This is a genomic window from Loktanella sp. DSM 29012, from assembly GCF_900110705.1.
Taxonomy (GTDB): Bacteria; Pseudomonadota; Alphaproteobacteria; order Rhodobacterales; family Rhodobacteraceae; genus Loktanella; species Loktanella gaetbuli.
On sequence record NZ_FOEJ01000002.1, the window covers coordinates 242,331 to 265,994 of the forward strand.

Consider the following 23,664-nt stretch of genomic DNA (forward strand, 5'->3'; position numbering starts at 1 on the left):
GTTCCGGTTTGCGAACCAATTCGTGGTAAACGAGGGTAATTGATTTTGAAAGAAAGCGAGGGACACCATGGTTGAATCGAGCAAGATTCTCACCGTCTCCTACGGCACCTTCTCATGCACCCTGGAAGGATTCGACGATTCCTTTTCCACGATGAAGGCGATCGCCGAATATTTCCGGGACCTGGCTGCGGGTGACCGTTATTTCGGGGCGGAGCCGCCGACACCGGATACGGAGATGCTGACCCGGATCGCCGAACGCGAGATTTCCCGCAGGGTCGAGGCGCGCACGTCCGATGCTGGCATCGTCTTGCGCGCGTCCGACCCCGCACCGCAAGCCCTCGCCGACACCGACACGCGCCCTGCCATGCCACCGGCCCAGCAGCCCCCCGCAGAGGCACCGGTCGCACAGTCACAGCCCAAGGCGGAACGTCACCCCGATTCCGAAAGCGTTGCTGACAAGCTCAAGCGCATCCGTTCGGTCGTGGGCAGCCGCGCCGACACAGCCTTCGTCGAGGATCTGGAAGAGCGCGAGACCCCAAGTGCGCCCGCGCCCACTGCAGATGATACCGCATCGCTCGCGGACGATGATGCGCCCGTCGCAGCCAATCCGGACGCCGCTGCCAGCGTAGCACACGACGACGCCGCAACCACGGACAAGGCAGACACGGCAGAAGAGACTGTCACCATCCCCGAAGCCTATGCCGCGGCAGAGGACGACATCGACGACGAAACGGATGCGCAGATCAAAGAAGTGCTGCGCAATCTTGAACGCGCAGGCTTGCGACCGCCAGAGACACCGGCCGTCGAAGATCAGGCAGCCGTCGTCGAAACCGCCACAGCGCGGGTTGCCGCACAAATCGCGCAGGACGCGCCGCAGCAGGATATTGCCACGCCCGCACCCAAGTCCGAACAACCGGCAGAGACGCAGGCAACCGCGAAACCCGCATTGGCCGTCAAGGCAGAGCCAGCAGCGGCCGCGCAGCCAGCCAAGCCTGAACCCAAGGCAGACACGGCACAGGCTGCGGCCCCTGCGGCCGATCGCGCCGAACAAGAGGCCGACGAGGCTGCGGCTATCATTCAGTCGCTGATCGCGCAAACACGCGAGGCCAGCACCGCGGAACAGCCTCAAACCGCAAAGGCCGCGCCCGATGCGGCCCCGGCCAAGTCAGACGATGACTCCCAGACCGAGGCACCCGCCGACCCCGTCGAGGCACCGACAGCCCCGCGCCGTGGCCGGATTCTGCGTGTCACACGCCGCCCCCGCCCAGAGGCCGCCAGCGCCGCGGATGCACCGCAGGATGATGCTGCAGCAGAACCCGCCAAGACCGGCCCGGTTTCGACACCGGTGCAGGACGCGCGCGCGCGCCTTGCCGAGATGCGCCGCGACATGAACCCGGAACCGCGCGAAATCGCTGCCGATCAAAAAGATGCACCAACCGATGCACCCTTGGAATCGTCACTTTCGCCAGAGGACGAGGCCGATCTGCAACGTGATCTTGCTGCGGCAGAAGCAGCTGCCGAAGCAGAACTGAGCAGCGTATCCCAGGATGAAGACGGCGACGACTTTGACGGCGACGACACCGAAGAGACCGCAGAGACTGACGCGGCCGTGGACGACGCCGAGACAGACTCCGGCAAACCCGAGGTGGCAGCGGCAGCTGCACCGCAGGCGACCCGCGATGCCCTGCCCACCACGTCAGAGGCCGAGATGTCCCGCATCAACGCCCAGGCCGAAGAGGAACTGGCAAATCCCGAAAACAGCCGCCGCCGCGACGCCATCGCACATCTCAAGGCCGCTGTGGCAGCGACCGAGGCCGCGCGCCAGCTGGGCGAGCCGCGCAAGACGCAGGACTCCGAGGAAACCGATTTCCGTGAAGACCTGCAAAAGGCAGTCAAGCCGCGCCGTCCGGTGGCCGATGAATCGGCACGGACCGAACGTCCGCGCACCGCACCACTGAAACTGGTTGCCAGCCAGCGTGTCGACACCCCCGCCGATGCAGCCGAAAAACAGGTGCAACCGCGCCGCGTGGCCGCACCTGCAGCAAAAGCATCGGACACCGGTGATTTCGCCGAATACGCGCAAAGCGTGGGTGCCAATTCGTTGCAGGACCTGCTCGAGGCTGCCGCCGCCTATGTCGCGATCGTCGAAGGTGCCGAAGACTTCTCGCGCCCGCAGATCATGCAAAAGGTGCAAGCAACCGCCAAAGAGGAATTCACCCGCGAAGACGGACTGCGCTCTTTTGGCACGCTGCTGCGTCAGGGCCGCATCGAAAAGGCCCGTGCCGGTCGGTTCCAGATTTCGGACCGCACCCGGTTCCGGCCTGAACAGAAGGCTGCCAACGGCTGAAACCGGCCATACTCAAACGAAAAAAGGCGAAGGGGCAACCTTTCGCCTTTTTCATTTCGATACCAACCTGCGGCACTTGCGCCCAAGAGAGCGACGCCCTCAAACCGGACCGTGGCGATCACTCGTCCGGATCAGGCTGTCCGATACCGCGGAAAATCGCGCGGAACGGGAATGCCCACAACACCCCCAACCCCACGTATATCGCCAGTTCCGTCAGGATCGACGGACGGTCCAGCGATGACACCACGCTGACGGCCACGATGATGTAGGCGGGCAACCCCAGTACCAGGATCAGTAGCGCCAGACGCTTGCGTGTCTTGTAGCTGAGAGAGGCGAACCAATCGTTCATCGCGCGGCGAACGGATCGGTGACAAGGATCGTGTCCTCGCGCTCGGGCGAGGTGGACACAAGCGCGACCGGACAATCGATCAGTTCCTCGATCCGGCGCACATATTTGATCGCCTGCGCGGGCAAATCGTTCCAGGATCGCGCCCCTTCGGTCGATTCCGACCAGCCCGGCATTTCCTCATAGATCGGAACGCAACGCGCCTGCTGGTCCGCTGCCGTCGGCAAATAATCCAGCGCCTTGCCGTCCAATGTGTAGCCTGTGCAAATCTTCAATGTCTCGAACCCGTCCAGCACGTCCAGTTTCGTCAGGGAAATCCCCGACACACCGGATGTAGCACAGGTTTGCCGGACAAGCGCTGCGTCAAACCAGCCGCACCGCCGTTTGCGGCCCGTGGTCGTGCCGAATTCATGGCCCCGCTCGCCCAGCATCTGACCGTCTTCGTCGTGCAGCTCGGTCGGGAACGGTCCCTCACCCACGCGGGTCGTGTAGGCCTTGACGATCCCCAGCACGAAATCGATCGCGCCCGGTCCCACACCGGTGCCCGTCGCCGCCTGCCCTGCGATCACGTTGGATGAGGTCACGTAAGGATAGGTGCCGAAATCGATATCCAGCAGTGCTCCCTGCGCACCCTCGAACAGGATGCGTTTGCCCTCTTTGCGCTTGTCGTTCAGCACCTTCCAGACGGGGGCTGCGTATTCCAGAATCCCCGGCGCAATCTCGCGCAGTTGCGCCAGCAGTGCATCACGGTCGATGGGGTCCAGACCCAGCCCGCGGCGCAGCGCATCATGATGGACCAGCGCGCGATCGACACGCAGTTCCAGCGTTGCATCATCGGCCAGGTCCGCCACGCGGATCACGCGCCGCCCGACCTTGTCCTCATAGGCCGGGCCAATTCCACGCCCGGTCGTGCCGATCTTGGCGACGTTGGCCTGACCTTCGCGCGCGCGATCCAATTCACCGTGGAACGGCAGGATCAGCGGCGTGTTTTCCGCGATCATCAGCGTTTCCGGCGTGATCTCGACGCCCTGACCGCGCAGGCCTTCGATTTCTTTCAGCAGATGCCAGGGGTCCAGCACCACGCCGTTGCCGATCACCGACAGCTTGCCGCCGCGCACGACGCCGCTGGGCAGCGCGTGCAGCTTGTAGACCGCACCGTCGATCACCAGCGTATGGCCCGCGTTATGACCGCCCTGAAAGCGTGCGATGACATCGGCACGCTCGCTCAGCCAGTCGACGATCTTGCCTTTGCCTTCGTCACCCCACTGGGCACCTACAACGACCACATTTGCCATGACTTACGTCCTTAAACCCGGAAATTCCGCCGTCCGCTATATCCATGACGGCGCCGGTCTGAAACCGAAAAACGTCGCCTGCCTTGCCAGAGTGCGAAACCAGCCGCATTGCGGCACGGCCAACTCCGCCAGTCAGGTCCCGCGATTGCCCTGTCCGTGGCAAATCGGCCATGACACGCCCTGCCTGCGACGGCAGGTTTGGCACCCGCCCGGGTCAATGCCCCTTGCGGCAAGGGTCACAACGTCCTAGTTACCCCCGAACCAAATTAACCCGCAGGCCCGCCCACCATGGAAAACGTCGTTCTCGTCATCCACCTGATCCTTGCGCTGACGCTGATCGGCACCGTTCTGTTGCAACGGTCCGAAGGCGGGGGTCTGGGAATCGGCGGTGGTGGCGGTGGTGCCACCGGCAGCCGCCCGCCCGCGACCGCCATGGGCAAGGTGACTTGGGGTCTGGCGCTGGCCTTCATCGCAACGTCCATCGCGCTGACGATCATCGCTGCGGAAAATGCGGCCGGGTCCTCTGTGGTGGATCGCCTGATCGACGCGCCGAACCCGACACCTGCCGCGCCCGCACTGCCTGCCGATGGCGACAGCCTGCTGCCGCCGACTGTGGGTGACGACGCGCTGGTGCCCTCGGGCAACTAAACGACTGACATCACAGCATCTTGGCGCGCCATGCGGCGCGTCACCATCATATTGCGTCACGGGTTGCAGGCACTGGCCGTTTCGGGCTATCCTTTAATCCCGTGGCAGGGCGTATTTTGCACGCCGTCCGACCAGAAACGCGACACACGGGGGCCCTCACTTGGCACGCTATATTTTCATCACCGGCGGTGTGGTCTCATCCTTGGGCAAGGGCCTGGCCTCTGCCGCATTGGGCGCGTTGCTGCAGGCGCGGGGCTATACGGTCCGCCTGCGCAAGCTGGACCCCTACCTGAACGTCGATCCCGGCACGATGTCGCCCTTTGAACATGGCGAGGTTTTCGTCACGGACGATGGCGCGGAAACCGATCTGGACCTGGGCCACTATGAACGATTCACTGGTGTCCCCGCCCGCATGACCGATTCCGTGTCGTCAGGCCGGGTCTATTCCACCGTGCTGGAAAAGGAACGGCGCGGCGACTATCTGGGCAAGACCATTCAGGTCGTCCCCCACGTCACGAACGAGATCAAGGATTTCCTCAAGGTCGGCGACGACGAGGTCGACTTCATGCTGTGCGAGATCGGCGGCACCGTCGGCGATATCGAGGGCCTGCCCTTTTTCGAGGCGATCCGCCAGTTTTCCCACGACAAACCGCGCGGCGAATGCATTTTCATGCACCTGACCCTGCTGCCCTATCTGGCCGCAAGTGGTGAGCTGAAAACGAAACCCACCCAGCACAGCGTCAAGGAATTGCAATCCATCGGCATTGCCCCCGACGTGCTGGTCTGCCGGTCGGAACACCCGATCCCCGAACGCGAGCGCGAGAAAATCGCGCTGTTCTGCAACGTCCGCAAGGAATGCGTGGTCGCCGCCTACGATCTGAATTCGATCTACGAGGCTCCCCTGTCCTACCACGCGCAAGGTCTGGATCAGGCCGTGCTGGACGCATTCGGCATCAGCCCTGCTCCCCAGCCGAAACTGGATGTCTGGCACGATGTTCAGGACCGCATCCATAATCCCGAAGGCGAGGTGACCGTCGCCATCGTCGGCAAATACGTCCAGCTCGAAGACGCCTACAAATCCATCAAGGAGGCGCTGACCCACGGCGGCATGGCCAACCGGGTCAAGGTCAACGTCGAATGGGTCGACGCCGAACTCTTTGACCGAGAGGACGCCGCCCCGCATCTGGAACAATTCAACGCGATCCTGGTGCCCGGCGGATTTGGTGAACGCGGGACAGAGGGTAAGATCAAGGCCGCCCAGTTCGCCCGCGAAAAAGGCGTGCCCTACCTCGGGATCTGCCTTGGCATGCAAATGGCCGTGATCGAGGCCGCCCGCAACGTGGCCGGCCTGACCACCGCCGGATCAGAGGAGTTCGACCACGAATCCGGCAGCCGCCGGTTCGAGCCGGTCGTCTACCACCTCAAGGAATGGGTGCAGGGCAATCACACCGTCGCCCGCAAGGCCGACGACGACAAGGGCGGCACCATGCGTCTGGGTGCCTACGACGCCACCCTGACCGAAGGCAGCCATGTCGCGCAGATCTATGGTACCACCGCGATCGAGGAACGCCACCGTCATCGCTATGAGGTGGATATCAAGTATCGCGCCCAGCTCGAGGAAAAGGGCCTTTGCTTTTCGGGTATGTCGCCGGACGGCAAACTACCCGAGATCGTGGAATGGACCGACCACCCCTGGTTCATCGGCGTGCAATTCCATCCCGAACTGAAATCAAAACCCTTTGCACCGCATCCGCTGTTCAAGGATTTCGTGCGCGCCGCCGTCGAAAACTCTCGTCTGGTCTGAACAGACCGCGCCACGGCCCCGCAGCAGTCGCGGGGCCGGGAAACGATTTACTGGGCCAGCCAGACGTACCCTGCGTAGGCAATCAGCAGGCAGCAGCCGACGCCCCGCCCGATCACGGGCCGCGTCAGCAACAGCACCGCCAGCACCACCGACGCCACTAGCATCATCGGCAGGTCAAAGCTTGCGAATCGCGGGGCCACCGGGATCGGTGTGATGATGGCCGTCACCCCCAGAATACCCAGAACGTTGAAAACGTTGGATCCTACGATATTCCCGATGGCAATTTCGGACTGACGGCGCAGCGCCGCCGTGACCGAGGTCGCAAGTTCCGGCAGCGATGTGCCCACCGCCACGATCGTCAGGCCAATGAACGCCTCTGACACGCCAAAACCCCGTGCAATTGCCGTGGCCCCATCGACCAGAAACCGCGCCCCGAACATCAGCGCGACCAGACCAACCAGCACCCAGCCAAGCGAAACCAGGACCGCAGGCGACGGGCTGGCGTCATGATCCTCTGCCACGGCGTCGCCGGGCCGCAGATAGGCCCAGACCAGATAGCCCACCAAGGCCAGCAGCAGTGCGACCCCCGACAGGCGCCCGACGGCACCCGTCAGAAAAATCGGCAACAGAACGGCTGCCGCCAACACCATGACCGACAGGTCCCGGCGCAGCGTGGCACCTGATACGCGGATCGGCCAGACAAGTGCGGTCAGACCGCCGATCAGCAGGATGTTGGCGATGTTTGACCCGATGACATTGCCCAGCGCGATATCGGGCACGCCGCCCAGTGCCGCCTGTACCGACACCAGCAATTCCGGGGTCGATGTCCCGAACCCCACAACCGTCAAACCAATCAACAAAGGCGATATCGCCATGCGCCGCGCGATGCCGACACTGCCGCGCACCAAAGCATCGCCGCCCAGAAACAGTCCGATCAGACCGGCGGAAATCAGGATGTAATCCAATTGAAACTCCCCTCGGGCATACAGCCTGCCCACAGCGCAAATGGGCATGCAAATGACGCGGCACACCCCCCGCCCCGAAATAATTTTCAGGCAAAACCCGGCCCTGCCAAGGCTCGGACATGCGGACGCAAAAGTTAACGAGTAATTAATGTAACACGTTGATTTTACATAATATGTTTCGCATGCAAAACATCACGACATCGACATATATCGGCGCGGCACCGCCCTGACCGGTCATGGCCAGGGCGGTGCCGCGACAGCAATCAGAAACTGATGCGCCGCGTGACCACCAGGCTCGCCGTCGTCGCCGTGTCGCTGCCCTGCACCACGATGGGGCTGTTTTCCGCATCGCCCGTATATTCGTCATAGCGGACCGTCGCCGTCACGCCCCAGTCCTGATTGAACGCATAGGCCGCCGATGCCTCGATCCCGCGCGACAACAGACCGCCCTGCGCATCATAAGCCGTCAGGGTGCCGCCCGCCGCCGCATTCGCCACAGCCTCTTGTGCGGTCACGCCGAAATAGCGGTTGGCATAATCGTCATCACCGAAAAACAGGCGCGGTCCGACCTTCAGCGTCAGCTGGTCGTTGGGGCGTGCGATCAGGTTGCCACCCAGATCCGCCACCAGCGACGAATGGCCCACGACACCGAAACGGACCTGGGCGAACACCTCGGCCATCTCGATGGCGTAGCTCACCGAACCGCCCAGTTCGACGACCTGATCCAGATCGTTGAGGCCCACCAACTCGTCATAGTCCGCGGCATCACGCGCTCCGATATAGCGGAATGACCCGCCATAGCCGAATCCGGTCGCCGTGCCGCCCTCGCTGCCGCCCGACCGCAGCGGACCAAAGTTCAGTTCCTGCACCGAAAAACTGCCCGTCGCACCGACCTCTGTTTCGTCGCTGCCGAAATAGGCGGGCGCGCTCTGCGGGCCGACGCCCAGGGTCACGGTGTTTTGCGCGGCGGCACCGCTGGCCAGCCCGACCAAGGCGGCAGTGGCGAGAAATCGAATGGAATAGGACATGGGGATGACTTTCTAAGCGGGGATGATCGTTGCGGATACCCTAGCGTATGGCCCCGCCCTTGCAAGTGTACGTCCCCCCGCATAACCACCTCGCAAAGCGGAGAAGCCGATGCTGTCCTATCAACATAGCTACCACGCCGGAAATATGGCCGATGTGCATAAACACGCGATGCTCGCGTGGATGCTGGACTACATGACCGCAAAACCAAAACCCCTCAGTTATATGGAAACCCACGCGGGTCGCGCGCTTTATGACCTGTCCGGTCCCGAGGCGCTGAAAACCGGCGAGGCCGCGCGCGGTATCGCCCTGGCCGATCGGTGGTTTCCCGCCGATCATCCCTACATGCGCGCATTGCGTGCCACGCGCGACCGCCACGGGCCGCAGGCCTATCCCGGCAGCCCGCAGATCGCGATGGACCTTTTGCGGTTCGAGGACAGCATCGCCCTGTCCGAATTGCACCCCGCCGAGGTGGAGGCCCTGCGCGCGGCCTTGCCGGGTGTCACGGTATCCCAGACCGACGGATACGCCGGGGCCCTGTCGCGCTGCCCGCCCGATCCGCGCCGTGGCCTGCTGTTGTGCGATCCATCGTGGGAAATCAAATCCGACTACGAAACCGTGCCAGATTTCATGGCCAAGCTGCACCGCAAATGGGCCGTCGGCGTACTGGTCCTGTGGTTTCCCGTGCTCGAAGGCGCGCCGCACCGCCCGATGGTCCGCCAGCTGCACCGCCAGTTCCCCGATGCGATATCGCATACGGTCGCCTTTCCACCCGCGCGGCCCGGCCACGGGATGACCGGCTCGGGGTTGTTCGTGGTGAACCCGCCCTACGGCTTTGTGGATCAGGCGAACTGGCTGTCGGACAAGTTTGCGACCCTGTGCGCGCAACCGTGACTTTTCCATTTCCACGACAAGCCCTATATCCATCCCATGTTTGCTGATCTTCTTGCCCGCCTCACCGCCACCAACCCTGCCCCCGCAGCCGACGCCGACGCGCGTCTGGCCCTGGGCGCACTGCTGGTGCGCATCGCCCGCGCCGATGACGACTACTCCGCCGTCGAACGCGACCAGATCAAACAGGTGCTTCAGGCGCGCTATGGTCTGGACGATGCCACCGGCCTGCTTGCCGAATGCGAAACGCTTGAACAACAGGCCCCCGATACGGTGCGGTTCACCCGCGCGATCAAGGACGCCGTCGCCTACGAGGACCGCCTTGGCGTGATCGAGGCGATGTGGCAGGTCGTGCTGGCCGACGGCAAACGCGACGAGGATGAAAACAGCCTGATGCGCATGGTCGCCCCGATGCTGGGTGTGGCCGATCAGGACAGCAACGCCGCCAGACGCCGGCTGGAACAACAGGGCTGACGGCACGCTGCGCGCGAAACGCAGCACCGCTTCTTGCAATCATGGCCCGGATGCGCCCTATATGGTCGCCATGAACACAGCGCCCCCACCCGTCATCCAGATTCGCAACCTGCACAAATCCTACGGCTCGCTCGAGGTTCTCAAGGGTGTGGACATCGCCGCCCCTGCCGGTCACGTCGTGTCGCTGATCGGATCGTCCGGGTCCGGCAAATCGACCTTGTTGCGCTGCGCCAACCTGCTCGAGGACAGCCAGCAGGGCGACATCCTGTTCAGCGGCGAACCTGTGAAATGGAAAGGCAGCGGCCTGTCGCGTCGCCCCGCGGATCACCAGCAGATGATCCGCATCCGCACGAATCTGTCGATGGTGTTCCAGCAGTTCAATCTCTGGGCGCATATGACCATCCTGCAAAACGTGATGGAGGCTCCGGTCACGGTGCTGAAACGCGACCGCGCGCAGGTCGAACAAGCCGCACGTGGCTATCTGGACAAGGTCGGCATCGGCGACAAGGCCGACGCCTATCCGGCCCAGCTCTCGGGCGGCCAACAGCAACGCGCCGCCATCGCCCGCGCGCTGTGCATGGAACCGCGCGCGCTGCTGTTCGACGAACCCACCAGCGCGCTGGACCCCGAACTGGAACAAGAAGTGGTCAAGGTGATCAAGGCCCTCGCCGAAGAAGGCCGCACCATGATCATCGTGACCCACGACATGCGCATGGCCCATGACGTCAGCGACCACGTCGTGTTCCTGCATCAGGGCCGGATCGAGGAACAGGGTGACCCTGCCAATCTGTTCACCAATCCGCAGACGGACCGCCTGCGCGGTTTTCTGTCCGCGACAATGCCCGCCTGACGCAGCGCGCCTCTTGTCTTTGGGGGCAATATGCATACCGTAACCGCGTTACGCGACCGACAGAGTCGCCACCAACAGGAGATATCCATGAAGTCACTGATCCTTGCCGCCGGCGCATTCGCCCTGTCCGGCACCATGGCCTTTGCCGCAGCCCACGCCGAAACCGTGCGTCTGGGCACCGAAGGCGCCTATCCTCCGTACAACTTTCTGAACGACGCCGGCGAAGTCGACGGGTTCGAGCGTGCGCTGGGCGACGAGCTGTGTGCCCGCGCCGAGCTGACCTGCGAATGGGTCACCAACGATTGGGACAGCATCATCCCCAACCTGGTGTCCGGCAACTACGACGTCATCATCGCGGGCATGTCGATCACGGACGAACGCGACGAGGTCATCGACTTTTCAGATCCCTACACGCAGCCCGACCCTTCCGCATTCGTCGCAATGGCCGAGGGTGACTTGTCCTCTGGCGTGATCGCAGCGCAGGCTGGCACGATCCAGGCGTCCTATGTCGCGACTGAAATGCCGGATGCGACCCTGCTGGAATTCGCAACCCCCGAGGAAACCGTCGCCGCCATGCGCAACGGCGAGGCTGACGCCGTGATCGCCGACAAGGCGTTCCTGGAACCCGTCGTTGCCGAAGGTGACGTGATGTTCGTGGGCGAGGATATCCTGATCGGTGGCGGCATCGGCCTTGGCATCCGCGAAAGCGACGGCGAGCTGAAGGCGAAATTCGACACCGCCATCCAGTCCATGAAGGACGACGGCACGCTCAATGCCCTGATCGTCGAATGGCTGCCCGGTTCGGCCACGTTCTAAACCATCATCGCGCCCCGGCCCCGGTGTCGGGGCGTGACCGTTTCGCATCATCTTGCCCTAAATACTCATATCCCGCCGCCCGACAGGACCGCCATGTTCGCCTATTGCACCGACCCAGCCAGCCTTGACGGTCTTGCGTGGTTGTCGTGCTATCTGACCACGGGCAAGCACATGAACTTTTACTGGTCGTTCGGCACGGTCCTGCTGCTGCTGGCGATCACCGCGCCCACTGCCCTGCTGTTCGGGTATGCCGGGGCCAGTGCCGCGCGCAGCACCCTCGCCCCCCTGCGCTGGTTCGGTCAGATCTACATGGCCATCGTTCGCAGCGTGCCGGATATCGTGTTTTTCCTGTTTTTCGTCATCGCGCTGGATCAGGGCATCGAATACCTGCGCCACGTCACGCTGTGCCCGGATTGGGATCAGCCCGTGCGCCAGGGCAATGATTTTGTCGTCTGCACGGCGGCCAAGATGCCGTTGGGCAACGCACCACAATGGATGCACGAAATCTACGGCGCGGGCCTTGCGGTGCTGACATTCGCACTGGTGTTCGGGGCCTTTGCCGCCAATGTGCTGTTCGGTGCCATGCGTGCCGTGCCGCGCGCGCAGCTGGAAACGGCCGAGGCCTACGGCATGACCCGCAGGCAGGTGACACGCCGCGTGCTGGTGCCGCAGATGTGGGTCTATGCGCTGCCCGGCCTGTCGAACCTGTGGATGGTCCTGATCAAGGCAACCCCGCTACTGTTTTTGCTGGGGGTTGAGGATATCGTCTATTGGGCGCGCGAATTGGGCGGCACGAAATCGCCCCGCTTTACCGATTATCCGCATGGTGACTGGCGCGTGTATTACTTTGGCTTTCTGCTCTTGTTCTACCTGGCCTTTACCAAGGTATCAGAGGTCGTGCTTTCACGCCTGATGGCCCGCCTGACGCTGGGACAGGCCACCGCCGGCGGCGAAGCACAGAGAAAAGCGGCATGAGCTGCGCACAGACCATCGCGGATTATGCATTCCGGTCGCTGGGCTATGGTGAACGGCTGTTGCCACGCAGCGATTTCACCCTGTGCCAGCAATTCACGCTGATCGGGTCCGGCATGATCTGGAACGTCTATTTCGGCGTGCTGGCCCTGTTGGCCGGGTTCGCGCTGGCCACGGTGCTGGCACTGGGCAAGGCCTCGTCCCGCGCGGTGCTGCGCAAACCGGCGGAATGGTTCGTCTTTCTATTTCGCGGCTCGCCGTTGTTCATCCAGTTCTTTTTCGCCTATTTCCTGTTCCAGTCGCTGTCATCGGGATACCCGATGCTGTCTGGCCTGACTTCGGCCTGGGCGGGGGCACTGGTGGTTCTGTTTTTCAATACCTCTGCCTACTCCGCCGAGATTTTCTACGGGGCGCTGCAATCCATCCCCAAGGGCGACACAGAGGCCGCAGATGCCTATGGCCTGTCAGGCTGGTCCCGGTTTCGGCGCGTGATCTGGCCCACGATGCTGCGGCTGGCCTGGCCTGCCTACACCAACGAGGCGATTTTTCTGTTTCACGCCACCACGCTGGTTTTCGTCAGTGGATTTCCGGCGATCCAGCAACGCGGGGATGCGCTGTACTATGCCAGCTATTTCGCGGACAAGACGTTCAACCCCTTTGTGCCCTATCCGATCCTGGCGGGCTATTTCATCGTGCTGACGCTGATCGTCATCACCCTGTTCAACGCGATCAACCGTCGTCTGAATAGACACCTGCCGTCCGATGCGCGCCGCCGCGTGAAATACCGGCCGCAGCTGGTGCGATAACAGCGATTGCCGGGGTGCGGGACGCGGCGTAAAGCTATGTGAACACATATTGGAGCACCCGCCATGAGCTGGCTCGACAACCACCCCGAAGTCCGCAACGTGCGTTGCGGGGCGGCCGATCTGAACGGTCAGGCGCGCGGAAAACGCGTGCCCATCCGTTTCGCCAAGAAGCTGGAAGTCGAAGGCACGCGGTTCCCCTTGTCGGTGCTGAACCTCGATATCTGGGGCGAGGATGTCGAGGATTCGCCGCTGGTGTTCGAAACTGGCGATCCCGACGGCGTGCTGCTGCCGACCGAACGCGGCTATGTGCCGATGCCCTGGCTGAAAACGCCGTCCGCGCTGTTGCCCCTGTGGATGAGCTATGAGGACGGCACGCCGTTTCCGGGCGATCCACGTCATGCGCTGCGTGCGGTGCTGGACCGCTATACCGCGCGCGGGCTGACGCCCGTGGTTGCGACAGAAATGGAATTCTACCTCGTGGATGACAGCGGCGACGGCATCCGCCAGCCCAAATCACCACGTTCTGGCAAGCGGCGACCGGGTGCGGAAATTCTGTCCTTGCGGGCGCTGGACGCCTTTGACAGCTTCTTCAACGATCTCTACGACGCCTGTGACGCGATGGACATCCCGGCCGAGGCCGCGATTTCCGAGGTCGGCATGGGCCAGTTTGAGGTCAATATCGAACACGTGCCCGATGCACTGATGGCTGCGGACAACGCCTGGCTGTTCAAGATGCTGGTGCGCGGTCTGGCCCGTAATCACGGCATGGCCGCCAGTTTCATGGCCCGCCCCTACGAAGAATATGCAGGAAACGGCCTGCACACCCATTTCAGCGTGATCGACCGTGACGGCAACAATCTGATGGCCAACGACACGTTCGAAGGCACGCGGATGCTGCACAATGCCATCGCGGGCTGTCTCTACGGCATCCCCGATCTGGCGCTGATCTTTGCCCCGCATGGCAACAGCTATGACCGGCTGGTGCCGGACAGCCATGCGCCCACGGGCGTCTGCTGGGCCTACGACAACCGCACAGCGTCCATTCGTGTCCCCGGCGGCAGTCTCAAGGCGCGGCGGGTCGAACATCGCGTGGCGGGCGGTGACGTGAACCCCTATCTGTTCCTGGCCGCCGTACTGGGCTCTGCCTTGATCGGAATCGAGGACAACATGGACCCCGGTCCACCCATTTCCGGCAACGCCTATGACCTTGATCTGCCACAGATCCCCGACACTTGGGTCGCGGCCATCGACCGGTTCGACAATTCGCCCATCGCGCGGCGGATCTTCTCGGATGTGCTGGTCGACAACCTGGTCATGACCAAACGCCAAGAGGCCCGGTATTTCGAGGAATTGACCGCCGAGGAACAGCTGGAACTGTATCTGGATACGGTTTGACGCGGCCTTTTGGGGTGATATCCTGCGCCCATCCCCAATAGGTGTCTTCTATGAAAATCGGTATTCTCCAAACCGGCCACGCCCCCGATGCGATGCGCCCAGAGACGGGCGACTATACGGACCTGTTCCAGCGCCTGCTGGGCGATCAGGGGTTCGATTTCGTCACCTATGACGTGGTGGACATGCAGTTTCCCCAGACGGTGCGCGACTGCGACGGCTGGCTGCTGACCGGATCGAAACACGGTGCCTACGAGGATCACGCCTTTATCCCCCCGCTCGAGGTTTTCATCCGCGATGTCTATGCCGCAGGCGTGCCGATGGTTGGTATCTGTTTCGGACACCAGATCATCGCGCAGGCGCTGGGGGGCCGTGTCGAAAAATTCGCAGGTGGCTGGGCGGTTGGTCGCCAGACCTACGATTGGCAGGGACGCACCGTCGCGCTGAATGCCTGGCATCAGGACCAGGTGACGCGGCGGCCCGAGGGCGCGCAGGTACTGGCCAGCAACGCATTTTGCGAAAACGCGGCGCTGGTCTATGACAACCGCATCATGACCGTGCAGGCACATCCCGAATTCGAAACTGATTTCACCATGCGGCTGGCCGATGCCCGCGGCGAGGGCGTGGTGCCGGAGCCGCAATTGACCGCGGCCCGTGCGGCCGCCAGTCAGCCCATCGACAACCACGCCATCGCCAACCAGATGGCAGATTTCCTGAAAGGGGCCACCACATGAGCTGGATGGACCAGATCCCCGAGGCGGCGCGTCTCTACCTCGAATCCAACCGTCTGGACGAGGTCGAATGCGTCATCGCGGACCTGCCCGGCATCGCCCGCGGCAAGGCGGTGCCCGCCTCGAAATGGGAACGGCAGCAGCATTTCCACCTGCCCAACAGCATCTTTTTCCAGACCATCACCGGCGAATGGGGCGAGGCGGCTGGCCCTGACGGGTTTTTGGAACCCGACATGATCCTGCGTCCCGACATGGGCACGGCGACAGCCGCCCCCTGGACCAAGGACGGAACGTTGCAGGTCATTCACGACGCCTATGACCAAAAGGGCCGCCCCGTACCCTGTGCCCCGCGCAACGTGCTGAAACGGGTCTGCGACCTCTATGCCGCAGAAGGCTGGACACCGGTGGTTGCGCCCGAAATGGAATTCTATCTGGTGGGGCGCAACATCGACCCGGCCAAGGCGATCGAACCGATGATGGGCCGCACGGGCCGGCCCGCCGCCGGGCGTCAGGCCTATTCGATGACCGCCGTGGACGACTACGGCCCTGTGATCGACGACATTTACGAATACGCCGAGGTGCAGGGCATCGAAATCGACGGCATCACCCAAGAAGGCGGATCAGGGCAGCTGGAAATCAACCTGCGCCACGGCGATCCCGTCAAACTGGCGGACGAGGTGTTTTTCTTCAAACGTCTGCTGCGCGAGGCCGCGCTGAAACACGATTGCTTTGCCACCTTTATGGCCAAACCGATCGAGGGCGAGCCGGGCAGCGCCATGCACGTCCACCATTCGGTGCTGGACGCCAAGGGGCGCAACATCTTTACCGGGCCCAAGGGCGGCGAGACGGATGAATTCTTCCACTTTATCGGCGGGTTGCAGGAACATCTGCCGTCTGTGATTGCTGTGATGGCACCTTATGTGAATTCTTACCGTCGCTACGTGCGGGACCACGCGGCACCGATCAATCTGGAATGGGGCCGTGACAACCGCACGACGGGCATCCGGGTGCCGATTTCACCACCAGAGGCGCGGCGGGTGGAAAACCGGCTCGCAGGGATGGATTGCAACCCCTACCTGTGCATCGCGGCCTCTTTGGCCTGCGGCTATCTGGGCATGAAGCACGAAATCTGGCCGGACAAACGGTTTGCCGGCGATGCCTACAAGTCCGAGGATGAAATCCCGCAGGGCCTGTATGCGGCGCTTGAGTTGTTCGACAATGCACCGCAGGTGCAGGCGGTGCTGGGCGAGGAATTCGCCCGGGTCTATTCCATCGTGAAACACGCCGAATATTCGGAATTCCTGCAGGTCATCAGTCCGTGGGAACGCGAACACCTGCTGCTGAACGTATGAAACAGAACCTGCTGATGTTGCTGGGCATGGCGTTCTGCGTCTTTGCGCTGGGGATGGCACTGGCATCGACCTTTGGGCTGCTGCCATGAACCCGCTGTATCGCAACGACCGGCCCGGTGTGTTTCCCGACAGCTGGTATGCCGCCAGCGCCGATATTCCGCCGCAACGTGCCGAACTGCGCGGAGAGGTGCGGGCCGATGTTGTCGTGGTTGGTGCAGGTTACACCGGTCTGACCGCGGCCCTGCGGCTGGCACAGGCAGGCCGCCGTGTCGTCGTGCTGGAGGCGCATCGCGCCGGTTTCGGCGCGTCGGGGCGCAACGGTGGACAGGTCAGCAGCGGTTACAACTGGGGTCAAAAGGATCTGGCCGCCAAGCTGGGCGACGGCCCGGCCCGCGCGCTGTGGGATGCGTCGGAACAGGCCAAATCCGACCTGCGCGATGCGGTCGCCGAACACGCCCCAGATGCACGCTATACCCCAGGCGTGGCCTACGGCGTCTATTCCGATGGGGCGCGGGCCAAGGTCCACGCCGAGGCGGATTATCTGGACAAGACCTATGGCTACCGGACCGAACCGCTGGACCGGGACGCGTTCCAGTCCATCGTCCGGGCCGAACCCTATGCCGGTGGCGCGCTGGACATGGGGGCGGGCCACGTGCATCCGCTGCGCTATGTCCTGGGGCTTGCGCGTGCGGCCGCGGCGGCTGGTGTCGTGATCCACGAGGGGTCGGAGGTGCATCATATCGCCCATGGCACACCGGCCAAGGTGCAGACCGGGCGCGGTCACGTAATTGCGGATCATGTCGTGCTGGCGGGCAATGGCTATCTGCCGGGGATCGCCCCCGCCGTCGCGGCCAAGGTGATGCCGATCAATTCCTTTATCGGGGCGACAGCACCGCTGGGCGATCTGGCCGACCAGATTCTGACCCGCGATATCGCGGTCGCAGACGAGAAATTCGTCGTGAATTATTTCCGTCTGTCAGAGGACCGTCGCCTGCTGTTTGGTGGGCGCGAAAGCTATTCCATCGGGTTCCCGCGCGATATCCAGACCGCGCTGCGCGCACGGATGCTGTTGCTGTTCCCGCAATTGGGCGATGTGCCGCTGGACTATGTCTGGGGTGGCACGCTGGGCATCACGATGACCCGCCTGCCGGCGCTGCAACGGGTGACCCCGAACGTGTTGTCAGGTGCGGGATTTTCCGGCCACGGTGTCGCGCTGTCAGGATTTGCCGGGCGCGTGATGGCCGAAGCGATCATCGGCCAGACCGACCGTTTCGATGTGATGGCGCAACTGCCCGTGCCGTCGTTTCCGGGCGGTGCGGCCTTGCGCGCACCGCTGCTGGCGCTGGCGATGACCTGGTATTCCCTACGCGACCGGTTGGGAATCTAGCCTGTCGACCCTATGTTAAATCCCTACCCTAATGGAGGTGACGACATGGCCGGTGGATGGACAAGGGACGGCGCGGTCGGTGAACAGATCGAGGCGTCTATTCAGGACGAACTGGCGCGCCTGAAGGCGCGACAAGGCACGCGCGGCGAAAGCCTGACCCATTGCGCTGAATGCGAAGACCCTATTCCCGAACGGCGACGCGCGGCCATTCCGGGTGTCACGCTGTGCGTGTACTGTCAGCAGGACCGCGACGGTCGCAACAGGGTGCACAGCGGTGGCTTCAACCGACGCGGATCAAAGGACAGCCAGTTGAAATAGGCATCACTTGCCCAGTTTTGACAGTTTTTCCTGCATCTCGGCCAGTTGCGCCTTGATCGTGTCAAGATCGTCATTGGATGTGCTGGGTTTTTCGACGGGCTTCTTTGCCTGCCCTGCCCCGGTCAGACCACCCGACATTGCTTTGAAAAACGCCTCTTGCTGGGCACGCATGGCGTCGAAACCGGGCATGTTTGCCATCGGGTTCATGCTGGTCATGTTTTCCATGGCCTTGCTCTGTCCACTGCGCAACATCTCGAAGCTGGCGGCCAGAAAATCGGGCACGACCGATGCGGCCTGCGTGGTGTAGCCACGCACGAGATCGGTCAGCAGATCGACACCCAGAACGGGTTCACCATGACTTTCGTGTTCGGCGATGATCTGAAGAAGGTATTGACGGGTCAGGTCATCACCGGTTTTCAGGTCAACGATCTGAACCTCGCGTCCATCCCGAATGAATGCGGCAATATCCTCGAGCGTGACGTAGTCGCTGGTTTCGGTGTTGTACAAACGACGGCTGGCGTAGCGTTTGATCAAAAGCGGTTTGTCGGTGGTGGCCACGGTCGAACCTCTTGGTTTTAGGGCAGTTCGACGATGCTATGCCGCATCTGCTAAAAAAGAAAGCACCTGCGGCATGGTCGAAACAAAAAGACGCGCCCCCGGAGGGACGCGTCCAATCGGTCGCGATGGTCACTGCTTATTTTGCAGCGGTGGTCGCTTTTTTCGTGACTTTGGTCATCTCTTCGGATGCCTTTTTCGCAGCGGCGGTCATGTCCTCGGACATGTCCTTGCCGGCGGCCATCATCAGTTCCAGCGTCTGGGTCTGAACCTTTTTCGCGATCTCTGCAAAGGCTGCCATGTGCTCGGCTGCGGATTCAGCATTGGCGGATGCAAAGTCGGTCATCGACTTGGCGTAGTCGGCGGGCTCTGCCTTGGCTTTGGACAGGTCCTGCATTTTCTTCAGCGTGCTCTCGGCCCATTTGGCGGACAGCTGTGCGGATTCCTGTGCGGCAGACAGCGACACGGTCGACAGTTTCTCGGCCAGCGTGGTCTGCGACTTGTAAGCGTCTTCCATTGCCTTGGTGTCGACGGGGAATGCGCTCATCATGTCTTTGAACACGGCGGTGAAATCTTGAGTGTTAGCCATTGGTACGTCCTTTCGGTATGGAGCCAGGGATGTTTCCGTGGCATCTTTCTCTGCCAAAAGATATACATGCTGCACTGCGGCATTTCAAGGTTTTTCTGCACTGCAGCATGATAAAATGCCGCACTTGCATAACCCCTTGTTCAAGATGGATTTCTTGCCCTTACGTCAACCTTGGCGGTCACATAAGTGCCCGGCGCAGGGCAGATCGGCGGATATTTTTCCGATCCAGGCGTGCGTGCGGGCACCATTTCACCGGATTTCGGGTTCAGCCAGTCAAGCCAGAGATGCCACCAGCTGCCGTCGCGCTTTTCGGCGCCGTCCAACCAATCCTCGGGGGACAGCGACAGGTCGGGATTGCACCAGTGCCCGTATTTGTTCTTGTGCGGTGGATTCACGATGCCAGCGATGTGGCCAGATCCGGACAGGATGAACGTCTTGTCGTTCGATCCCATTTTCTGAACGCCGCGATAGCTGCTTTTCCAGGCGGCGATATGGTCGGTTTCGCAGGCCACCGCACACAGCGGCACGTCCACGTCGGAAATATGCGCCGTATGGCCAGCAATATCGAATCCGTCGGTCGCGAACTGGTCGCCCTGACACAAGCCGCGCAGGTATTCCGTCGCCATGGCACCCGGCAGGTTGGTGGAATCGCCGTTCCAGTACAGCAGATCAAAGGCGGGTGGTGCCTTGCCCATCATGTAGCTCTTGATGGCAGGACCATAGATCAGGTCGTTGGACCGCAGATAGGAAAACGTGCGCGACATGTAGTATGAATCGAGGATGCCGCGGGCGGTGGCCTCTTTTTCGATGCCGTCGACGAAATCATCCTCGAGGAACACGCCGACCTCGCCCCGGTCGGAAAAATCGGTGAGCGCGGTAAACAGCGTGGCACTGCTCACGTCATCGCGCCCGCGCTGTTTCAGGATCGAGAGTGTCAACGACAGCGTGGTGCCCGCAATACAATAGCCGATCGCATTGACCCGTGGCACCGAACAGATTTCCTGCACGGCCTGTATCGCCCGCAAGAACCCGTCGTTCACGTAATCCGCCATTTCGGTTTGCGCATAGGTGGCGTCGGGATTGACCCAGGACACGACAAAAACCGTGTGACCCTGATCGACCAGCCATTTGATGAAACTGTTTTCCGCCTTGAGGTCGAGGATATAGAATTTGTTGATCCAGGGGGGAAAGATCACGATCGGGGTCTCGAACACCTGATCCGTGCTGGGGGCGTACTGGATCAGTTCGAACATCGGATTGCGGAACACCACCTCGCCCGGTGTGGTGGCCAGATTTTCACCCACTGAAAACGCGTCCTTGTCCGCCAGTGTCACCACCAGATCGCCATCGTTCGCCTCGAGGTCGCGCACGAGGTTTTCGAGGCCGCGCACCAGACTCTCGCCTTCGGTTTCGACGGCGAGCGACAGGGCCTCGGGGTTGGTGGCCAGAAAGTTGGTGGGCGAGAACAGATTGACGATCTGCTCCGAGAAAAAGCGCAGGCGTTTCTTTTCCTGAGGATCAAGGTCGGTGATATCCTCGACCGCCTGCTGGATCGCCTGCGCGTTGTGCTGATACTGGCGTTTGACGAAATTGAAGTAGGGGTTTGTTTTCCACAGGGGATGGTTGAACCGGCGGTCATCTGGGCCGTCGTCCTCGGGGGCCTGCATCAGACCTTCGGACAGTTTTTTCTGCGCCTCGACGAAATGGGTGACAGATTTGCTCCAGAAACTCATCTGGTGTTCGATCAGCTTGGCCGGATCGTTGATCATTTCCGACCAATAGGCACCCATCGCCTTGGCATAGAGTTCAGGGGTCGGCCCCTGCAGGGCTGGCGGCACCGCGCGCCCCTTTTGCATTGCGGCCACCAGCCGCTGGGTCAGCGCGTCCACATGCGACAGATTCTGTTGCAACTTGTCCAGGTTGCGACCCATCGTTTCGTCATCGCCAACATCTTTGGTTGTCATGACTGTGTTCCCGCCCTAGTTTGCAAGTGCAGCATTTCATGCGCACCCAAGGAGTATCCACCATGAAGTATATGATGACCTACGACATGATGGAAAGCATGCGAAATACAAACCAGTGGATGGGGGCGACTGCGCGTGCTTTTGCCAGTTATCCGCTGATGGCCATGACCGCCAACCCGGCAATGGACTGGCTGCGCGCCTGGGGCGAGGTCACGGAACGCACGTTCGAACGGATGGTGGTCAAGCCAGACTGGAACATTCCCGCCCTGCCCAACACCGACGGCACCGACATGGTCGTCACCACCGAGGTGGTGATGAAACGCCCCTTTGGTGACCTGATCCGGTTCCGCGTGGGCAACCGTCCCGACCGCACGCGGCGCGTGCTGCTGGTCGCACCGATGTCCGGCCACTATGCCACGCTGGTGCGCAAGACCGTGGTCAGCCTGCTGCCCGATTGCGACGTCTTCGTCACCGACTGGCACAACGCGCGCGACATTCCGGTCAGCGCTGGAAAATTCGATATCGAGGATTCGACGCTGTATCTGGTCGATTTCATGCGCGAGCTGGGGTCGGATATTCACGTCATAGCGGTCTGTCAGCCTGCGCCGCTGACACTCGCGGCCGTCGCCTACCTCGCAGAAGAGGACCCCAGCGCACAGCCCAGGTCCATGACCCTGATCGGCGGCCCGATCGACCCGGACGCCAACCCGACGGATGTGACCGACTTTGGCCATTCGGTCAGCATGGGCCAGCTAGAAGAATTGATGATCCAGCGGGTCGGGTTCAAATACAAGGGCGTGGGCCGGCGGGTCTATCCCGGCCTGCTGCAGCTGACGTCGTTCATTTCGATGAACAGCGAATTGCATGGCAAGGCCTTTCGTGACCAGATCATCGCCACGGCCAAGGGCGAGGCGTCCGACCACGACAAACATAACGAGTTCTACGACGAATATCTGGCCGTCATGGACATGCCTGCCGAATTCTATCTGTCGACAGTGGAACGCGTGTTCAAGAACCGCGACATCGCACGCAACGATTTCACCGTCGCGGGTCGCAAGGTCGATATCGGCAAGATCACGACCGTCGCGGTCAAGATCGTCGAAGGTGAAAAGGACGACATTTCGGCACCCGGACAATGTCTGGCCGCGCTGGACCTGCTGACGGGCCTGCCCGACGACAAGAAGTTCGCGCATCTCGAACCGGGTGCAGGGCATTACGGCATCTTTGCGGGTGGCAAATGGCGCAAGAACATCCGGCCGTTGGTGCTGGAATTCATCGACGCAAATGCCGGTTCCGCCCCGTCAAAGCCCAAGTCAAATCCGGCCAAGGTCGCCTGACGCCCTCTCTGCCGCCAGACGGCAGCGGCCTGATCAACGCAGAACGAGCGGTTGCTGCATCCAGTCGCGCAGCGCATCTGCCGCAGCCTGCGGTGCCTCTAACGTCGGCAGGTGGCCTGCGCCCGCAATGACGCGGTGCTGGGCGTAGGGGATCAGCTCAGCCATGAATTGCTGACGGCGCAGGGGATAGACCGTATCCTCGCCGCCGCTCAGCACCAGTGTAGGCTGCCGCATCTTGCGCAGGGTTGGTGTCTGATCCGGACGGCGCTGCATGGCGCGGGCCTGCATGACATAGGCATCCGCCCCGACATCGCGGGCCATGTCACCCATCGCATCCAGCGTATCGGACCGGTACGGTCCCTGCCCGATGGCACTGGGTGGCAATTCGGCATGGACCACATCACAAAACCGACCCGCGCGGGCCGCGACAATCCGCGGTTCACGCGCTGCGGCGATTTCAGGCAGTTCCGACTGTGCGGTGGTGTTGATCAGCGCCAGCCGCGTGACGCGCCCTGGCGCTTGCCGCACCACCTCGAGCGCGATGCAACCGCCCATCGACAGACCCGCCAACGCAAACCTTGGCGGGGCCTGCGTCAGGATTTCACGCGCGATCTGTTCCATCGTGTCGGCCAGCCCGGTCGGCAGACACATCACGGGACTGGTCGCCGAAAACGCCATGATCTGATGCGCGAACGCCCGCGCGTCGCACAGCATGGGCGGAAGAAAAACAATCGGTTCGGGCATGTTCGGCCTGCTCTTTTTTTGTTTACCCTGTCAAATCAGGGCGCAGGCTGGCAAG

At 62.2% G+C, this 23,664-nt stretch carries 23 protein-coding genes; 15 read left to right on the forward strand and 8 right to left on the reverse strand.

What is annotated here, in order from left to right; all coding sequences use genetic code 11:
• Positions 1 to 67 precede the first annotated feature (67 nt).
• Positions 68 to 2,347, forward strand: coding sequence for a hypothetical protein (locus BMX27_RS05865; protein WP_090158948.1), 2,280 nt, complete (start codon positions 68 to 70; stop codon positions 2,345 to 2,347).
• Between the two features lie 118 nt (positions 2,348 to 2,465).
• Here the strand turns inward: BMX27_RS05865 and BMX27_RS05870 are convergent, their stop codons facing one another.
• Both BMX27_RS05870 and BMX27_RS05875 read right to left on the reverse strand, forming a co-directional pair.
• Positions 2,466 to 2,696, reverse strand: coding sequence for a DUF2842 domain-containing protein (locus BMX27_RS05870; RefSeq protein ID WP_090158949.1), 231 nt, complete (start codon positions 2,694 to 2,696; stop codon positions 2,466 to 2,468).
• Positions 2,693 to 3,988, reverse strand: coding sequence for an adenylosuccinate synthase (locus BMX27_RS05875; protein WP_090158950.1), 1,296 nt, complete (start codon positions 3,986 to 3,988; stop codon positions 2,693 to 2,695). The genes BMX27_RS05870 and BMX27_RS05875 overlap by 4 nt, the downstream gene beginning before the upstream one ends.
• A gap of 288 nt (positions 3,989 to 4,276) precedes the next feature.
• Here BMX27_RS05875 and secG point away from each other — a divergent pair, with 288 nt between their 5' ends.
• Together secG and BMX27_RS05885 are read left to right on the forward strand one after the other, a co-directional pair.
• Complete coding sequence (secG, locus tag BMX27_RS05880; protein ID WP_090158951.1) at positions 4,277 to 4,636, forward strand: preprotein translocase subunit SecG; 360 nt, start codon at positions 4,277 to 4,279, stop codon at positions 4,634 to 4,636.
• A 160-nt stretch (positions 4,637 to 4,796) separates the two neighbouring features.
• A complete protein-coding gene (locus BMX27_RS05885; RefSeq protein ID WP_090158952.1) occupies positions 4,797 to 6,440 on the forward strand; it encodes a CTP synthase in 1,644 nt (547 codons plus the stop codon).
• Positions 6,441 to 6,487: 47 nt separating this feature from the next.
• On the opposite strand, the gene BMX27_RS05890 is transcribed toward BMX27_RS05885, so the two are convergent.
• Both BMX27_RS05890 and BMX27_RS05895 read right to left on the reverse strand, forming a co-directional pair.
• Positions 6,488 to 7,405 (reverse strand): calcium/sodium antiporter, encoded by a 918-nt coding sequence (locus tag BMX27_RS05890; protein WP_090158953.1) that lies wholly within the window; start codon positions 7,403 to 7,405, stop codon positions 6,488 to 6,490.
• 263 nt (positions 7,406 to 7,668) lie between these two features.
• Complete coding sequence (locus BMX27_RS05895) at positions 7,669 to 8,433, reverse strand: MipA/OmpV family protein (protein WP_090158954.1); 765 nt, start codon at positions 8,431 to 8,433, stop codon at positions 7,669 to 7,671.
• 109 nt (positions 8,434 to 8,542) lie between these two features.
• On the opposite strand from BMX27_RS05895, the gene rlmJ reads away from it, so the two are divergent.
• From rlmJ to BMX27_RS05950, 11 genes are all read left to right on the forward strand, one after another.
• Positions 8,543 to 9,325, forward strand: a complete 783-nt coding sequence (gene rlmJ / locus BMX27_RS05900) for a 23S rRNA (adenine(2030)-N(6))-methyltransferase RlmJ (protein WP_090158955.1) — start codon at positions 8,543 to 8,545, stop codon at positions 9,323 to 9,325.
• Between the two features lie 36 nt (positions 9,326 to 9,361).
• Positions 9,362 to 9,796: a tellurite resistance TerB family protein gene (locus tag BMX27_RS05905; protein ID WP_090158956.1), complete on the forward strand. Its 435-nt coding sequence runs from the start codon at positions 9,362 to 9,364 to the stop codon at positions 9,794 to 9,796.
• Positions 9,797 to 9,866: 70 nt separating this feature from the next.
• Positions 9,867 to 10,646, forward strand: coding sequence for an ABC transporter ATP-binding protein (locus BMX27_RS05910; RefSeq protein WP_177172664.1), 780 nt, complete (start codon positions 9,867 to 9,869; stop codon positions 10,644 to 10,646).
• 87 nt (positions 10,647 to 10,733) lie between these two features.
• Positions 10,734 to 11,462, forward strand: a complete 729-nt coding sequence (locus tag BMX27_RS05915) for a transporter substrate-binding domain-containing protein (RefSeq protein ID WP_090158958.1) — start codon at positions 10,734 to 10,736, stop codon at positions 11,460 to 11,462.
• A 93-nt stretch (positions 11,463 to 11,555) separates the two neighbouring features.
• Complete coding sequence (locus BMX27_RS05920; protein WP_056038288.1) at positions 11,556 to 12,437, forward strand: ABC transporter permease; 882 nt, start codon at positions 11,556 to 11,558, stop codon at positions 12,435 to 12,437.
• Positions 12,434 to 13,240: an ABC transporter permease gene (locus tag BMX27_RS05925; RefSeq protein WP_090158959.1), complete on the forward strand. Its 807-nt coding sequence runs from the start codon at positions 12,434 to 12,436 to the stop codon at positions 13,238 to 13,240. The genes BMX27_RS05920 and BMX27_RS05925 overlap by 4 nt, the downstream gene beginning before the upstream one ends.
• A 63-nt stretch (positions 13,241 to 13,303) precedes the next feature.
• On the forward strand, positions 13,304 to 14,635 hold the full coding sequence (locus tag BMX27_RS05930) for a glutamine synthetase family protein (RefSeq protein WP_090158960.1): 1,332 nt from the start codon (positions 13,304 to 13,306) through the stop codon (positions 14,633 to 14,635).
• A gap of 50 nt (positions 14,636 to 14,685) precedes the next feature.
• Complete coding sequence (locus tag BMX27_RS05935; protein ID WP_090158961.1) at positions 14,686 to 15,366, forward strand: type 1 glutamine amidotransferase; 681 nt, start codon at positions 14,686 to 14,688, stop codon at positions 15,364 to 15,366.
• Positions 15,363 to 16,715 (forward strand): glutamine synthetase family protein, encoded by a 1,353-nt coding sequence (locus tag BMX27_RS05940; RefSeq protein WP_090158962.1) that lies wholly within the window; start codon positions 15,363 to 15,365, stop codon positions 16,713 to 16,715. Before BMX27_RS05935 ends, BMX27_RS05940 begins: the two co-directional genes overlap by 4 nt.
• Before the next feature lie 85 nt (positions 16,716 to 16,800).
• A complete protein-coding gene (locus tag BMX27_RS05945) occupies positions 16,801 to 18,102 on the forward strand; it encodes an NAD(P)/FAD-dependent oxidoreductase (RefSeq protein WP_090158963.1) in 1,302 nt (433 codons plus the stop codon).
• Between the two features lie 45 nt (positions 18,103 to 18,147).
• Positions 18,148 to 18,420, forward strand: coding sequence for a DksA/TraR family C4-type zinc finger protein (locus tag BMX27_RS05950; protein ID WP_090158964.1), 273 nt, complete (start codon positions 18,148 to 18,150; stop codon positions 18,418 to 18,420).
• A 3-nt stretch (positions 18,421 to 18,423) separates the two neighbouring features.
• Here BMX27_RS05950 and phaR read toward each other — a convergent pair whose 3' ends face one another.
• From phaR to BMX27_RS05965, 3 genes are all read right to left on the reverse strand, one after another.
• Positions 18,424 to 18,978 (reverse strand): polyhydroxyalkanoate synthesis repressor PhaR, encoded by a 555-nt coding sequence (gene phaR, locus BMX27_RS05955; RefSeq protein WP_090158965.1) that lies wholly within the window; start codon positions 18,976 to 18,978, stop codon positions 18,424 to 18,426.
• Positions 18,979 to 19,114: 136 nt separating this feature from the next.
• Positions 19,115 to 19,564: a Phasin gene (locus BMX27_RS05960; protein WP_090158966.1), complete on the reverse strand. Its 450-nt coding sequence runs from the start codon at positions 19,562 to 19,564 to the stop codon at positions 19,115 to 19,117.
• A 140-nt stretch (positions 19,565 to 19,704) separates the two neighbouring features.
• Entirely contained in the window at positions 19,705 to 21,528 is a 1,824-nt protein-coding gene (locus tag BMX27_RS05965) for a PHA/PHB synthase family protein (protein ID WP_090158967.1), read from the reverse strand.
• 62 nt (positions 21,529 to 21,590) lie between these two features.
• On the opposite strand from BMX27_RS05965, the gene phaZ reads away from it, so the two are divergent.
• Entirely contained in the window at positions 21,591 to 22,865 is a 1,275-nt protein-coding gene (gene phaZ / locus BMX27_RS05970) for a polyhydroxyalkanoate depolymerase (RefSeq protein WP_090158968.1), read from the forward strand.
• A 33-nt stretch (positions 22,866 to 22,898) separates the two neighbouring features.
• Here phaZ and BMX27_RS05975 read toward each other — a convergent pair whose 3' ends face one another.
• On the reverse strand, positions 22,899 to 23,609 hold the full coding sequence (locus BMX27_RS05975) for an alpha/beta fold hydrolase (protein ID WP_090158969.1): 711 nt from the start codon (positions 23,607 to 23,609) through the stop codon (positions 22,899 to 22,901).
• Positions 23,610 to 23,664 lie beyond the last annotated feature (55 nt).